General features: G+C 72.0%; 10 protein-coding genes. 8 read left to right on the top strand and 2 right to left on the bottom strand.

Going from position 1 to position 15197, the window contains the following annotated elements:
• Nucleotides 1–197: 197 nt before the first annotated feature.
• Nucleotides 198–1517, bottom strand: a complete 1320-nt coding sequence (locus ACFYT4_RS35095; RefSeq protein WP_389278640.1) for an alpha-hydroxy-acid oxidizing protein — start codon at nt 1515–1517, stop codon at nt 198–200.
• Nucleotides 1518–1739: 222 nt separating this feature from the next.
• Between ACFYT4_RS35095 and ACFYT4_RS35090 the strand changes: the two genes are divergently transcribed.
• A complete protein-coding gene (locus tag ACFYT4_RS35090; protein ID WP_389278637.1) occupies nt 1740–2771 on the top strand; it encodes a dipeptidase in 1032 nt (343 codons plus the stop codon).
• A 301-nt stretch (nt 2772–3072) separates the two neighbouring features.
• On the opposite strand, the gene ACFYT4_RS35085 is transcribed toward ACFYT4_RS35090, so the two are convergent.
• Nucleotides 3073–3978, bottom strand: coding sequence for a proline racemase family protein (locus ACFYT4_RS35085; protein WP_389278634.1), 906 nt, complete (start codon nt 3976–3978; stop codon nt 3073–3075).
• A 118-nt stretch (nt 3979–4096) separates the two neighbouring features.
• Here ACFYT4_RS35085 and proC point away from each other — a divergent pair, with 118 nt between their 5' ends.
• From proC to ACFYT4_RS35050, 7 genes are all read left to right on the top strand, one after another.
• Complete coding sequence (gene proC, locus ACFYT4_RS35080) at nt 4097–4900, top strand: pyrroline-5-carboxylate reductase (protein ID WP_389278632.1); 804 nt, start codon at nt 4097–4099, stop codon at nt 4898–4900.
• A 309-nt stretch (nt 4901–5209) separates the two neighbouring features.
• Nucleotides 5210–7501, top strand: a complete 2292-nt coding sequence (locus ACFYT4_RS35075) for a DPP IV N-terminal domain-containing protein (RefSeq protein WP_389278629.1) — start codon at nt 5210–5212, stop codon at nt 7499–7501.
• A gap of 93 nt (nt 7502–7594) precedes the next feature.
• Nucleotides 7595–8821 (top strand): PucR family transcriptional regulator, encoded by a 1227-nt coding sequence (locus ACFYT4_RS35070; RefSeq protein ID WP_389278626.1) that lies wholly within the window; start codon nt 7595–7597, stop codon nt 8819–8821.
• Nucleotides 8822–9251: 430 nt separating this feature from the next.
• Entirely contained in the window at nt 9252–10859 is a 1608-nt protein-coding gene (locus tag ACFYT4_RS35065) for an ABC transporter substrate-binding protein (protein ID WP_389278623.1), read from the top strand.
• 82 nt (nt 10860–10941) lie between these two features.
• A complete protein-coding gene (locus tag ACFYT4_RS35060) occupies nt 10942–11976 on the top strand; it encodes an ABC transporter permease (RefSeq protein WP_389278620.1) in 1035 nt (344 codons plus the stop codon).
• The gene (locus ACFYT4_RS35055; RefSeq protein WP_389278617.1) at nt 11976–13955 is read left to right on the top strand and encodes a dipeptide/oligopeptide/nickel ABC transporter permease/ATP-binding protein; all 1980 of its coding nucleotides are present in this window, start codon (nt 11976–11978) and stop codon (nt 13953–13955) included. Before ACFYT4_RS35060 ends, ACFYT4_RS35055 begins: the two co-directional genes overlap by 1 nt.
• Nucleotides 13952–14917: an ABC transporter ATP-binding protein gene (locus ACFYT4_RS35050; RefSeq protein WP_389278614.1), complete on the top strand. Its 966-nt coding sequence runs from the start codon at nt 13952–13954 to the stop codon at nt 14915–14917. The genes ACFYT4_RS35055 and ACFYT4_RS35050 overlap by 4 nt, the downstream gene beginning before the upstream one ends.
• Nucleotides 14918–15197 lie beyond the last annotated feature (280 nt).

Here is a 15197-nt window from a genome sequence, read left to right as displayed (position 1 = left end):
GTTCTTGTTCCGCTGTGTTTCCGGGCCCTCGGCACCGAGTCCTTGAGTCTCCGGCTTCCGTGTTTCGGTGTTTCCGTGTTCTGTGGTTCAGCGATCCCGTGGTTCGGCGATTCCGTGGTTCGGCGGCTTGAGTGATCATTTGCTCCCCGGTGTACGGGGACAAGCCCTCCGCACCGGATCTCGCGGGCGCCCCCGGGTCAGCCACCCGTCCGCAGCGCGGCGTGCTCCCCGGACACGTCCGCCATGCGGGGCACCCCCAGGAGTTGCAGGGTCCGCGTGGCCTCCCGCCCGAGAATGCCGAGCGCGTGCCCGACACCGCGCCGGCCCCCGGCCATGAGGCCGAAGAGGTAGGCGCGCCCCACCATCCCGGCCGACGCGCCGAGCGCCCGCGCGGCCACCAGGTCGGCGCCGGAGGACAGCCCGGTGTCGATGAGCACCTCGGCCGTGTCCCCGACGGCCCGTACGACCTGCGGCAGCAGCTCCAGCGGGGCGGGCGCGCGGTCGAGCTGACGGCCGCCGTGGGTGGACACCACCACGGCGTCGGCGCCCAGTTCGACCACGGCGACGGCGTCCGAGACGTCCTGGATGCCCTTGACGATCAGCTTCCCGGGCCATCTGTCCCGTAGCCACGCCAGGTCCGCCGTGGTCGCGCCGGGGTCGAACATATGCTGGACGAGGTCCTCCACCGTCCCGTTCCAGAACGACATCGAGGCGAACTCCAGCGGTTTGGTGGTCAGCAGATTGAGCCACCAGGCGGGGTGGAGCGACATGTCCGCGAGGGTGCGCGGCGACAGGGTGGGCGGGACCGTCAGGCCGTTGCGCACATCGCGCATCCGCAGTCCGGCCACCGGGGTGTCCACGGTCAGCACCAGGGCCTCGACCCCCGCCGCGATCACCCTGTCGACGAGCCGGGCACTCGCCTCGCGGTCCCGCCACAGATACAGCTGGAACCAGTTGCGGCCCTCCGGGACCGCCCGCACGAGATCCTCGATCGAGGTCGTGCCCATCGTCGAGAGGGTGTACGGGACTCCCGCCTCGGCGGCGGCCCGCGCCACCGCGATCTCGCCTTCGTGGTGCATCATCCGGGTGAACCCGGTGGGCGCGAGGACCAGCGGCAGGGCGCTGCTCCGGCCCGCGACGTCCACCGAGGTGTCGACCGAGGTGACGTCCCGGAGCACCCGGGGGCGGAACTCGACGCTGTGATAGGCGTTGCGGGCCCGCCCGATGCCGATCTCGCTCTCGGCCGCGCCGTCCACGTAGTCGAAGACCGAGCGCGGAACGCGCCGGCGGGCCAGCGCCCGCAGATCCGCGATGGTGTGGGCGCGGCTCAGCCGCCGCTCGACGCCGTCGGCGATGAAGGGCCTCGGGCGCAGCAGCGGGCGGACCTCGGACCAGCGGGGGAGCTGCCGCCGCACCTTCCCGGCGCCGGTGTCCCTGCCGGCCCCGCCCGGTCCGCCCGCCGTGGTTCCCTTCCCGTCGTCCGCGCCACGACGGGGCTCGGGGAGCACATCAACCATCCCGTCGAGACCTTTCCCTGGGCCTGTGTGCCGGCGGACGCCGGCACCGCACCACTGTGACCGGGGACCGGCCCCGGCGGTACGGAACGCCGGTCGGAAATACGGCCGCCGTTCTACGACAACTGACTGTGTCGGGCCCCCGGGCGGATTTCTACGCTCGGTCGGAGCCAGCGACGGGGCCCACCGCCCACGTCCGGAATCAAGACTCCGGGAGATGTCCGCATGGATGCGCGCACCCTGCACCAAGACGCCACAGTCGTCGACACCCACAACGATCTGATCCTCCTCGTCGACCACTACGACCAGCGCTACCAGCGGCAGCACTTCGCCGAGTACTGGCTGCCCCAGCTGCGCCAGGGAGGTGTCGACGTGCAGGTGCTCCCGATCTGCATCGAGGAGCAGTTCCAGTCCGAAGGAGCCCTGCGGCGCACCCTCCTGCTCATCGAGCGGATCCATGAGCTCGCCGCCGAGAACTCCGGCGACGTCGCGGTCTGCCTGACCGCCGCCGACATCGACGCGGCGACCGCCGCCGGGAAGATCGCCCTGGTCATCGCCCTGGAGGGCGCCCACGCGATCGGACAGGACCCCCGCCTCATCAGGTCCCTGGAGCGCGTCGGCGTGCGGGTGGTGTCGATGGCCCACTACGGGCGTACCTTCCTCGCCGACGGCAGCGGCCTCGACGACACGTCGGGCAGCCGGCTGACCCCGCAGGGCATCGAGGTGTTCCGGGAGATGGAGCGCCTCGGTGTCGTCTTCGACATCAGCCATCTCGGTCTCGGCGGTGTGGAGGACGTCCTGGCGATCGCGACCCGGCCGTTCCTCGCGACCCACTCGGCGTGTCTGGCACTCACCGACATCCACCGCAACCTCGGTGACGAGCAGTTGAAGGGCATCGCCGAACTGGGCGGTGTCATCAGTGTCGCCGCGGCCATCCCCCACTTCATCGATCCCGAGAACCCCAGCGCCGAGCGGGTCGTCGACCACATCGAGCACATGGTCTCCGTCGCCGGCGTCGATCACGTCGGCATCGGGCCGGACTTCATCGAGGACTACTTCCAGAAGGCGTTCGACGGCTGGCAGCTGGTTCCCGGCTTCGAGGGGGGCTTCTCCGGCGCCGAGGTCGAACGTCCCGCCGATCTGCCGAAGATCACCGAGGAGATGGTCCGCCGCGGCTTCAACGAGACCGACATCAGGAAGGTGCTCGGCGGTAATGTCATGCGGGTGCTGCGTCAGGTCATGGGCGTCCCGGCCTGACGGGAACGGTGTCCCCCGCGAGGGGACCGCGGGGGACACCCCCGTACCCCGGTCACCGGGGTACGGGGAGCCGGGGTCACGGGTGCGGATCCGGCCGGGAACACCCGCCCGAGTCCGCACCCGGACCGGGCGCGGCCCACGGCGAAGACCTCCGTCGCGCACGGGAGGAGCCCCGGCTCCCACCGCGCGGCGGAGGTCTTCGTGTTCCCGGGGCGGCCGGTGCCTCCGGCATGGGCTCCCGCCCGCTGTCCCGGTGCCTCCGGCCGCGGGCCCCCGCCCGCTGTCCCCGGCGGCCGGCCCGCTATCCCCAGAGCGTCTCGACCCGGCCGCGCAGCACGATGTCCAGGCCCTTCGCGGGATCGAGGCGGGACCGGGTGTCGAGCCGTGCCTCGAAGGCCGGCCCGAACGGGCTGTGGTGCGTCAGTACCTCGTCGGCCCCCATCTCACCGTCCTCCAGGGCTGTCACCAGCCGCGCGCAGGTGCCCGTTCCGCACGGGCCCCGGTTGAGGACCGCGTTCCCCCAGACGACCGCGCTGCGGGTGACACAGCCGACGACGGGCTCGGTCAGCAGGAGCAGGGCGGGCGGGGCCTGCCCTGTCCGGCGGACGACAACGGCCGACGCCTCGCGCAGCAGGGCGTCGCCGCGGGTCGCGAGCAGTTCCTCCGGGGTGTCGTCGAGTCCGAGACCGACGGCGTCCGCGGGGACGACGAGAAAGGAGTTGCCGGAGACCGTCACGGTTCTGAAGGGCTGCGACGGCACGGTGACCGGATGGGAGACGGACGGCTCGTCGACGGTCGGCATACGCAGGGACACCGACCCGGCCCCGTCGTCCGTGCCGCGGATCGGCCCACCGGTGGCGGCGGTGTCGAAGACGACCGTCGATCCCGTGCCGGGCGAGCGGGTGGCACAGGCGAACATGGTGGCTTCGCCGCAGCCGCCCAGCACCCCGTCCGCGGTGACGAACAGCAGTCCTTCGTCGGCGTCCGGCCGGGCCGGCCGGGTCACCACGGCGACGATGGCGCCGGGGTCGCCCCGCATCCGGTCGAAGTAGGCGGCGCGGACCTGGTCGAGAGCGCCCGTGAGCGCCTCACGGGCACGGGCCATCGAGGACGCGCCATGGGCGAGGGAGGTGGCGTCGAAGCAGGCCACGGGTTGCCCGGAGGCGTTCCCGCTCGCCAGGAACGACGGCTGAGAAGTGTGGTTCACAGCCTTCATCGTGGTGACCGGGATTCCGCCCATCGACCGACGGGCGCCGAGAATCGGCCGGGCCGATTGCTACGTACCGCTGATGGCGCGAGCGCGTACGCCACGTACGTTCCGGGACATGACCAAACACCGTCTGATCATCGTGGGTGGCGGAAACATGGGTTCGGCGCTCGTCGGGGGGCTGCTGGCCGCCGGGTGGCCGTCCAAGGACATCGCCGTGGCGGAGCGGCTCGCCGGCAGGGCCGCGCACCTGCGGGGACTGTTTCCGGGTGTCACAGTGTCGGACGGAATGCTCCCGGCCGACGGTGTGGTCATCGCGGTCAAACCGCACGACGTGGCGGACGCCGTCGCCGCCGCGGGGGCATCCCGCCTGCTGTCCATCGCGGCGGGCGTCTCCCTCGCCACCCTGACCGCGGCCTGCGGTGACGGGGTCGCCGTCGTCCGGGGGGCGCCCAACACCCCCGCCGTCGTCGCCAAGGGCGCCGCCGCCGTCGCCGCCGGGCCGTACGCGACGGAGGACGATCTCGTCTGGGCCGAGGAGATCCTCGGCGCCGTCGGCACGGTGGTACGTGTGACGGAGCCGCAGCTCGACGTCGTGACCGCCCTCTCCGGCAGCGGGCCCGCCTATCTCTTCCTGGTCGCGGAGGCGCTGACCGACGCCGGGGTGCTCGCGGGACTGCCGCGCGGGGTGACCGAGCAGCTGGTCGGCCAGCTGCTCGCCGGATCGGCGGCCCTCTTCGCCGAGAGCGGCCGCAGCCCGGCCGCGCTGCGCGCGGAGGTGACCTCGCCCGCCGGGGTCACCGCGTCCGCGCTGCGGGTGCTGGAGGAACGGGGGATCAGGTCCGCCTTCCTGGACGCGGTGACGGCGGGAACGGCCCGCAGCCGCGAACTGGGCGCTGCGGCGGCGAGCGGCGCGCACTGAACCCGGGCGGCCACCGGACCGGCACCCGCGCCGGCCACCGGAGGAGCCGGTCCGGGTCACCACCGGACCGGTCCGGGACACCGCTCCCGGCGCCGCCCGCCTGCCCGGTCGCCCGGCGGCGCGGAAGATGTAGAGGTTTGTCTGCCCCAGCGGTGGCAGAGGCGCCCCTGCCTTCACCGGAGCGGGAAGAGGCGGGAGCGCGGGCGTGACCGTGGTGTTCCGGACTTCGGAACACCGCGTCGGACAGCGGTCCCCGGCCGGTGGAGCCGGCCGGGGAACCCGTATCGGACCGGTGAAGGGGACTGCTCCATGACGTCTGTACGACAGGTGGACACGGCGCGCTACGAGGCCGCGGAGAGACTGCTTCCGCACCATCGGCCGTCGCTGGTGCGGGGCGGGAAGGTGGCGCCCCGGTGGATCGACGGCGGCGCCCGGTTCTGGTACCTCTCCGGCACTCCGGCGGGTCACCGGTTCCTGCTCGTCGACCCCGCGCGGGGCTCCCGCGGCCCCGCGTTCGACCACGCCCGGCTCGCGGCGGCGCTCGCGTCCGCCTCCGGCGAGGCCGTGGACGGCGGGGCGCTGCCGTTCACCGAGATCGATTTCTCCGGCGCGGAGGTCGGGTTCGACGCCTTCGGCGCGCGCTGGCGGTGCCCCCTGGACTCGTACATCTGCGAGAGGGACGAGGAGTACCGGAGGCCGGACTTCCTCGACGTGCTGTCGCCGGACGGGAAGCGGGCGGTCCGCCGGCACGGCCACGACCTGTGGCTGCGTTCGGTCGCCACCGGGGAGGAACGCCCGCTGACCACCGACGGCACGAGCGAGCGCCCGTACGGCACCCAGCCCGACAGCCTGACGTTCGGCGCCCTGATGCGCAGGCTCGGGGCGCCCTCCCTGCCCCCGCTCGTGGTCTGGTCGCCGGACTCCCGGCGGCTGGTGACCCACCGGCTCGACCAGCGCGGTGTGGCCCTGTCGCACCTGGTGGAAGCGGCTCCCGCGGACGGCGGCCGGCCCGCCCTGCACAGCTACCACTATCCGATGCCCGGCGACGACGTGCTGCCCCGCGCCGAGTTCGTCGTCTTCGACGTCCGCGACGGCTCCGCCGTCCCGGCACGGGGGCGGCCCCTCCTCGTGCCGATGCTCTCGCCCGTCATGGCCAAGCGGGTGTGGTGGGCGCCGGACGGTTCCTCGGTGTACTACCTGGAGCAGCCCCGGGACCTCACCTCCCTGACGCTCAACGCGCTCGACCCCGGCACCGGCGAGGTCCGCGCGCTGCTGGAGGAGAGCGGTGGACCGCGCGTCGAGCCCGGCCAGGGCATGGGACAGACGATTCTGCACGTACTGTCCACGGGACGCGAGGTGCTCTGGTACTCCCAGCGGAACGGCTGGGGCCATCTGTATCTGCGCGACACCGAGTCGGAAGGCACCTGGCGCCCGGTCACATCGGGCGCATGGGCGGTGCAGCGGATCCTGCATGTCGACGAGAACGAACGGGTGGTGTACTTCGTCGCCACCGGTCTCGTGGAGCGCGACCCCTACCGCCGCCAGGTCTGCCGGGTCGGCCTCGACGGCTCGGGCTTCGCCCGGCTGTGCGACGACGACCTCGACCATGTGGTGACCGTGCCGGGGAACGGGCGGTACTTCATCGACTCCGCGTCGGCGAAGGACACCCCGCCCGTGACCACGGTCCGCGCCTGGGACGGATCGGTCCTGGTCGAGCTGGAACGGGCCGACATCACGGCCCTGCTGGCAACCGGATGGACCCCGCCGCAGCAGTTCACCACCAAGGCCGCCGACGGCGTCACCGATATCCACGGCCTGCTGTTCCTGCCGCCGGACTTCGATCCGGGAACGGCCTATCCGGTCGTCGACAGCCCGTATCCGGGCCCCCATCACGGCCGGCTCGACCCGTCCTTCGAGGGCTATCCCCACCTGGACTGCGAGGCGGAGGCGATCGCCGCCCTCGGCTGTGTCGTCCTGGTGGTCGAGGGGCGTGGTACGCCGGGGCGCAGCCGCGCCTTCCACGACTGCTCGTACGGGGAGTACAGCAGGGCGGGATTCCTGGAGGACCACATCGCCGCCGCCCGTGAACTGGCCCGGACACGTCCCTGGATGGACCTGGACCGGGTGGGTGTCTACGGCAGCTCGGGGGGCGGTTACGCCACGGTGCGTGCGATGTGCGCGTACCCGGATTTCTACAAGGTCGGGGTGTCCGGGTGCGGAAACCACGACCAGCGCTTCTTCCAGCTGGCGTGGGGGGAGACGTACGACGGGCCGTTCGACGCCGAGCGGTACGCGCGCTCCTCGAATGTGGAGCTGGCCGACCGGCTCACCGGCAAACTGCTGCTCATCCACGGTGAAATGGACGACAATGTGCATCCGCATCTCACGATGCGCCTGGTCGACCGCCTGATTGCGGCCAACAAGGATTTCGATCTGCTGATCGTGCCCGGTGCCGAGCACTTCTTCCTCGGCTACGAGGCGTACACCACCCGGCGCCGATGGGACTTCCTGGTCCGCCATCTCCTCGGTGCCGAACCTCCCGCCGGATACCGCCTCGCCGATTTTCCCGTCAACCCCGCGCTTCTGTCCGGACTGGGCTGATCCTCGGCGCTTTCACCGTTGACATTCGGTTTTGCGCGCTATAGGAACATGTGGAGATCCGGGATGGGAATGCCCGCATCCAGGAGGCTCGCCGTGACCACAGAACTGCAGCGCATCATCGACGGCCTGGGGCATCGACTGCAGCGGAACGTCAGCGTGGACGACTGGCGGCTGCGGCAGCTCGCCTTCTCCTCCCACGAGTACGGGGCGGTCGACCCGCTCCGGGAGCAGTCGATCTTCAAACGCGGGGTGCCCAGCGGCGCGGACACCTGGACCTTCGCCGCGGGCGCCAAGACGGCCGAGGGGCCGTTCCGCCCGCCGCTCGCCCCCGAGATCGGCGCGACGATGCAGCGGCTGTGCGTGCCGATCCGGGCGGACGGCACCCTCCTCGGGTTCATCTGGATCCTCGAAGGGGACAACCCGCTGAACGACGCGGAGACCGAGGGTGTCCTCGCGACGCTCGACACGGTGGCGATCCTGATCCAGCGCGATCAGCTGGCCCTCGAACTGCACCGCACCCGGTCGAGGGAGCTGCTGCGCGATCTCGTGGTGCAGGAGGACACACGGGCGCGTGAGCGCGCGGCCGCGGAACTCGTCGACGCCGACCTGTTCGTCGCCAGTGAACCGGCCGTCGCGGTCGTCCTCACCCTGCATCCGGGCGACCGGGCCCTGACCGACGGCGAACGGAACGTGCTGGAAGGCCGGCTGGAGAGGATCGGGGGACAGCTGTCGGACCGCCGGCACATCGGCCTGGTCCGCCGTGACCACGCACTTCTGCTGCTGTCGGACAAGGACCCCCTGGTCGGCGGGGACGCCAAACTGGCCCTGATCGAGGAGCTGGTGAGGAGCCTCGACCGGGATCTGCCGGAGGCGAGGGTGATCGCGGGCATCGGCGAACCCGTGCCGCACCTGCGCGACTTCGACCACTCCTACGGCCAGGCGGAACGTGCCGCGCGCGTGGCACGGGTGGTGGAGGGCTTCGGCAGCGTCGCCGCCTTCGGCGGGCTCGGCGTCTACGGGCTGCTCGCCCGGCTGCCCGCGGACGAACTCTCCCTGGAGACCCACCACCCCGGGCTCCAGCGCCTCCTCGACCTGGGTCCCAAGGGCGAGCAGCTCGCCGGCACCCTGGAGGCGTTCCTCGACCACGCCGGGGACGTACAGGCCGCCGCCGAGCAGCTCTACGTGCACCGCACGACCCTGTACTACCGGCTCCAGCGCATCGAAGAACTCACCGGCGCCCAACTGACCAGCGGTGAGGACCGGCTGGCGCTGCACCTCGGTCTGAAGATCGCCCGTCTCAACGGCCGCCGTCGCGACTGAGGGGCGTCGGCCCCCGCGGCCTCCCCGCCTCACAGCTTCCCGCGCCCTCCCGTATCCGGCACCGACCCGACCCGGCCGCCGGACCCATCGGCGCGTCCCGTGACCGCCGGCGGCCGGAACCACCCGACGACCGGACCGACCGGACCGGAAGGACCGACGACCGGACCGCCGACGCACCGGACGCCCCGCCCCGCACCACCCGCGGCCCACACTGCCCACCGGCCCGCGGGCCGCCCGGCGTACCACCGCCGCGGTCCCTCCGGCGTGCCGTCGCGGAGCCGGAATCCCTCCCCCGCGTACTCCGACAATCTGCTGTGCCGGAGGTCCGTCTCTTGCGACTTCTGTCGTTAGCGCCTGGTCAATGGCCGTACAACACTGATCCGCACCAGCTCGGCGCCGGCTGAGCCCGCCCCTCGATTGGAACATGGCCATGCACAGACGATTCAGCGTCCTCGCCGTGACGACCATGACGACCGTGACGGCCGCCGTGGCCGCCGGCTGCTCGGCCGGTTCGTCGGCGAACGGGAACAGCGGACCGGCCGGCTACGCCAAGGACGGGACCTTCACCTACACCATCCCCAGCGATCCGGGCGCCATCGACCCCTACCGGAACATCAGCTCGATCAACGAGATGGGAAGCCTCGTCTACGACCCACTGGTCAACGTGACCCCGGAGGGGAAGATCGTCTCCGGGCTCGCCGAGCGCTGGCAGGTCGACGCCCGAGGCGCCACCTTCACCCTCCGCGAGGGGATCACCTGTTCCGACGGCACCCCCCTGACGGCACGTCAGGTAGCCGCGGCCCTCACCTTCCTCAAGGACCCGAAGAACCAGTCACCCCTGTACGGCCTGCTGGTGCCCGCCACCGCGTTCACCGTCACCGCCGACGACACCGCCCGTACCGTCAAGGTGACGATGCAGGAGCCGTTCGCCCTGCTGCTCCAGACCATCGGCCGGACGCCGATCGTCTGCGACAAGGGCATGAAGAACCCCAAGAGCCTCGCCAAGTCGTCCGCGGGGACAGGGCCCTATGTGCTCAGCGACGTCGTACGGGGTGACCACTACACCTTCACCCGGCGCGCGGGCTACACATGGGGCCCCGCCGGCGTGGGCAACGACGCCCCGGGCACCCCGGCCAGGGTCGTGGTCAAGATCGTCCCCAATGAGACGACCGCGGCGAACCTGCTGCTCTCCGGCGAGGTCAACATGGCGGCCGTCCGCGGCGCCGACCGCAAGCGGCTCGAAGCCCGCGAACTGAAGCACTTCACGCTCTCCTCCACCCTCGGTGAGCTGTGGTTCAACCAGCGCGACGGCCGTCCCGGCGCGGACCCGAAGGTGCGCAAGGCGCTCATTACGGCGCTGGACCTGGACGAGCTGGCCCGGGTCTCGACCGGTGGCCAGGGCAAGCGGGCCGAGGCCCTGGTCGCCAACGACTCGCAGCCGTGCGCCGCGAACAACGTCGAGGGGCTTCCCCGTCACGACGCCCGGCAGGCCGCCGCCCTGCTGGACCAGGCGGGCTGGACCGCCGGCTCCAAGGGAATCCGCGGCAAGGGAGGCAAGCAGCTCAAGGTCTCCCTGCACTACAGCTCCAACGAGGGCAAGGGCAATGTCGCCGCGGCCGAAGTGGTGTCGCAGCGCTGGAAGGACCTCGGCGTCTCGGTCGAACTCGTCGGCGACGACCTCAACTCCCTCAACCGGGCCATGTTCGAGACCGGTGACTTCGACGTCTACTGGGCCGGATTCAAACTCAACCTGCCCCACCTGGCCGTTCCCTTCGCCTCCGGAGCGGTCCCGCCGGCCGGCCAGAACTTCACCGGCATCAAGAACCCCTCGTACGACAGCCTGGTCGCCCGGGCGGCCCGGACGGCAGGGGAGGCCGGCTGCAAGCTGTGGAACGACGCCGAGCGCTCCCTGATCGCCGCGTCCGACGTGGTCCCCGTCTCGGAGGCGGAAATCCCCTACTTCCTGAACAAGGGCGAGGCGAAGACCGAGGGCTGGCTCCAGATCCCCATCCCCACCAGCCTGCGCGTCCTGCGCTGACACACCCCCGCTCCGGGTGCCGTCCCGCGCCCGCCCGGAGGGTCACGCACACCCACACGACGATTCGACGGAGGTCCAGCCCGTGACCAGCGTGACGGAGAAACCCCTCGCGAGGGCCGGTGTCCCGCGACCGCGTCCCCCGGTGGCGGACATCCTGTCCGGGGCGCTGGACAACCCCTGGCTCCGGTTCGCCCTGCGGCGCCTCGGGCGGTTCCTGGTGTCCCTGTGGGTCCTGGTCACCGCGTCGTTCCTGATGATCCATCTGATCCCGGGCGACCCGGTGCGCGGGGCTCTGGGGCCGACCGCCCCGGTGGAACTGGTCGAGGAGCGCCGCCGTGCCCTGGGCCTGGACGACCCGCTGTGGGACCAGTACGCCGACTATCTGCGCCACTGCCTCACCGGTGACTTCGGTGTGTCGATGGTGACCGGTCTGCCGGTCTCCGAAGTCATCGGCGACCGGCTGCCGGGATCGGTCGAACTGGCCCTCGTGGCCTTCGCCCTGGTGCTCCTCGTGGCCGTGCCCCTCGGGGTGGTGATGGCGGTGCTCACCCGGGGCGGACGGCGCCGGGGCGGGGAACTGGCCTTCACCTCGACGAGCGTGTGCCTGGCGGCGATTCCCGAGTTCCTGCTCGCGGTGGGCCTGGTCTATCTCTTCGCGGTGCGTCTGCCGTGGTTCCCGGTCGCGGGCCAGGACGGGCCCGCCTCCTACGTCCTCCCGGTGCTGGCGCTGGCCGTCGGCCCGGCCGCGGTGATGGCCCGCATCGTCCGGGTGGAGCTGCTGTCCGTTCTGGACCGGGAGTACATCCGTACCGCACGCGCCAAACGGCTCCCGGACCGGCTGGTCTACGCCCGCCACGCCCTGCCCAACGCGCTCACGGCGACCCTGACCCTCGCGGGGCTGACGCTCACGACGATGGTCGCCGGCACGGTGATCGTGGAGAACGTGTTCGCCTGGCCGGGACTCGGCGTGACCATCGTCCAGTCCATCGTGCAGAAGGACTACCCGATGGTGCAGGGCGTCGTACTCGTCTACGGGGCGGGTGTGCTGCTGGTGAATCTGCTGGTCGACACGCTGATGGCGATGCTCGATCCGCGTTCGACGATCAGGGAGAGCTGATGCCCCGACAGCGTACGAAGTGGCTCGCCGCCGCCCGCAGCCCGGTGGGCGCCTGCTCGGCGGCGCTGCTGGTCCTGATCGCCGCACTGGCCGTGGCGGCGCCCCTCATCTGGGGTGACGCGGCGGGCGCGACCGACACGAGTGCCATGGAACAGGGGCCGTCGGGGGAGCATCCGCTCGGCACGGACTCCCTGGGACGCGACATCTTCCTCAGGGTCCTCGTGGCGACCCGGCTGTCCCTCGGACTCGCCCTCGCCGCCACCCTGATCGGGCTCGTCGTCGGGGTGCTGCTCGGCACGGCCCCGTCCATCCTGCCGCGCCGGGCCGGACGGCTGGTGACCGCGGCGGTCAACATCGCCGTCGCCTTCCCGGCCCTCCTGCTCGCGCTGTTCCTCGCCGTGATCTTCGGCGTGGGCCTGACCGGAGCGATGCTGGCGATCGGGATCGCGGGAGCACCGTCGTTCGCCCGGCTCACCCAGACACTGGCCGCGTCGGTGGCCGGCCGGGACTTCGTGTCGGCGGCGAAGGTGGCCGGAGTGGGCAGGGTACGCATGCTCGTACGCCACATCCTGCCGAACATCGGCGAGCCCCTGGTGGTCAACGCCACCATCGGCGCCGGGAACGCGCTGCTGGCGTTCGCCGGGCTGTCCTTCCTCGGTATCGGCATCCAGGCCCCCGACTACGACTGGGGCCGGCTGCTCGGCGAGGGGCTCGACCGGATCTACACCAACCCGGCGTCGGCGCTGGCTCCCGGCGCGGCCGTGGTGATCGCGGGACTGGCGTTCAACCTCTTCGGTGAGGCGGCCGCCGCGGTCGTCGGCTCACGCACGGCGGCGGTGCGCGGCGGCGCCGCTCCACCGCCCGCGACGCCCCACCCGGCCACCACCCCTGCCGCCGGCGCCTCGGCCGGCACGGAGACCGACGCGGACGCGAGCGCGGACCGGGACGCTCCCGTGCTCGCGGTCGAGAATCTGCGCGTCGCCTTCCCGCACCCCGCGGGCTGGGTGACGCCGGTGCGCGGGGTGAGCTTCACCGTGCACGCCGGTGAGGCGGTGGGCGTGGTCGGCGAGTCGGGCTCCGGCAAGAGCCTGACGGCGCTGGCCGTGTCCCGGCTGATCGAATCGCCGGGCGTGGTCACCGCCGACCGGCTGGACTTCCTCGGCACTCCGCTGCTGAGCACACCGGAGCGTGACCTGAGGGAACTGCTGGGCACCTCCCTGTCGATGGTCTTCCAGGATCCGATGACCTCGTTCAACCCCACCCGGCGGATCGGCCGGCAGCTGGCCGAGGTCTCCGAGCAGCATCAGGGGCTGTCCCGCCGGGCGGCCTTCGACCGGGCGGTCGACCGGCTGCGGGCCGTCCGGTTGCCGGCGGCGGAACGCCGGGCCCGCCAGTACCCGCAGGAGTACTCCGGCGGAATGCTCCAGCGCGCCATGATCGGCATGGGCCTGATGGGCGATCCGCGTCTCGTGGTGGCCGACGAACCCACCACCGCGCTGGACGTCACCGTCCAGCGCGACGTCCTGCGGCTGCTCTCCCGGGTGCGCGAGAGCAGGACCTCGGCCCTCCTGCTGATCAGCCACGACCTCACGGTGGTCGCCCAGACGTGCGACCGGATCCTGGTGATGTACGCGGGACGCGTCGTGGAGGACCTGCCGACCGCCGGGCTGAAGGACGCCCGCCACCCCTACACCCGTGCCCTGCTCGACACGGTCCCGGACATGGACGTCGACCGCGACCGGCCGCTCGCCGTCATCCCCGGCCGCCCGCCCGAGCCCGATCAGGTCCTTGAGGGATGCGCCTTCGCCTCCCGCTGCGGATTCGCGAGCGATCGCTGCGCCACCGAGACGCCCGGACTCGCCGGGGCGGGCCGGGCGCACCGAGTCGCCTGCTGGCACCCCGCCGACGGGCCTGCGGACGGTGTGCGCACGCATTCCGGGGCCACGGCCCCCGACGAACCCTTCGGAGAGCGCACATGAGCCAGCTGGTTTTCGACGAGGTGTCCGTGCACTACGGCAGCCGCCGCCGCGGGCTCACCGCGGTGGACCGGGTGAGCCTCACCGTGCCCGCCGGGGCGACCGTCGGCCTCGTGGGCGAGTCCGGGTCGGGCAAGTCCACCCTCGCCCGCACCGCCGTCGGACTGTCACCGGTCAGCGCGGGGCGGGTACTTCTGGACACCACCGACGTCCGGGAGTTCTCGCGGGGCCACCGGCCCCTGCAGATGGTGTTCCAGGATCCGTACTCCTCGCTCGACCCCCGGATGAGCATCGGTGAGTCGATCACCGAAACCGTGCCCCGCGGCGCCGTCACCGGGGCCGCGGCGAAGCGCGCCGAGGTCCGGCGGCTGCTGGAGCTGGTGCAACTGGACCCCGACCGCGCGGACATGCTGCCCGCGCAGTTGTCCGGCGGGCAGCGCCAGCGGGTCGCGCTGGCCCGTGCCCTGGCGGGCCGGCCCCGGGTGGTGATCGCGGACGAGATCACCTCGGCCCTGGACGTGTCCGTACAGGGGGCCGTGCTCAATCTCGTACGGGACGTGCAGCGCGAGATGAAGCTCACGATGCTGTTCATCTCGCACAATCTGGCCGTCGTGCGCTATCTCAGTGACATCGTCGCGGTCATGCACCTGGGCCGCATCGTGGAGGTCGGCCCTACGGAACAGGTCCTCGGCGACCCCCGGCATCCGTACACCCGGACGCTGCTGGAGGCGGTGCCCCAGCGCCATGTGCCTCTGCTGGACGGGTTCCAGGACACCACGACGGAGCCGGTGGACCCGCGTCACCCGCCGTCCGGCTGCCGCTACCGCACGCTCTGTCCCATCGGCCCCGAGGCCCATGCCGAACCCGCCGAACGCGAGCTGTGCGTGACCACGGATCCGGTCGCGGGCGCCGAGCGGCGCCCCCATCACGCGGCCTGCCACTTCGCCGGAACCCGTCCGGCCTGACCGGACGGAACGGGCGTCGGGAACCGGGCCGTACGGCCTGGCCACGAACCGCGCGATGGCACGTGGCACGAACCGGTCGGCCGGGTCCGCGCGGCCGGGCCCATGCGTACGCGCTCCGGGCTTGCGACAGGTGCAGAGCGCGCCGACCAGGGGTTACGACGCCTGTCGTTGGTGCTCGTCCCCCACATGGAAAAGGCTGGAGGGCGGCGGGCAGTTGCGTCGCCGACCTGCTGTACCGCCGGGTGGTGCCGAAGGCACCGTCACCGGCGATTCGACGGAT

The sequence above is a fragment of the Streptomyces sp. NPDC004609 genome, from assembly GCF_042873655.1.
Lineage (GTDB): Bacteria > Actinomycetota > Actinomycetes > Streptomycetales > Streptomycetaceae > Streptomyces.
This window is presented reverse-complemented; position numbering and strand designations above follow the sequence as displayed.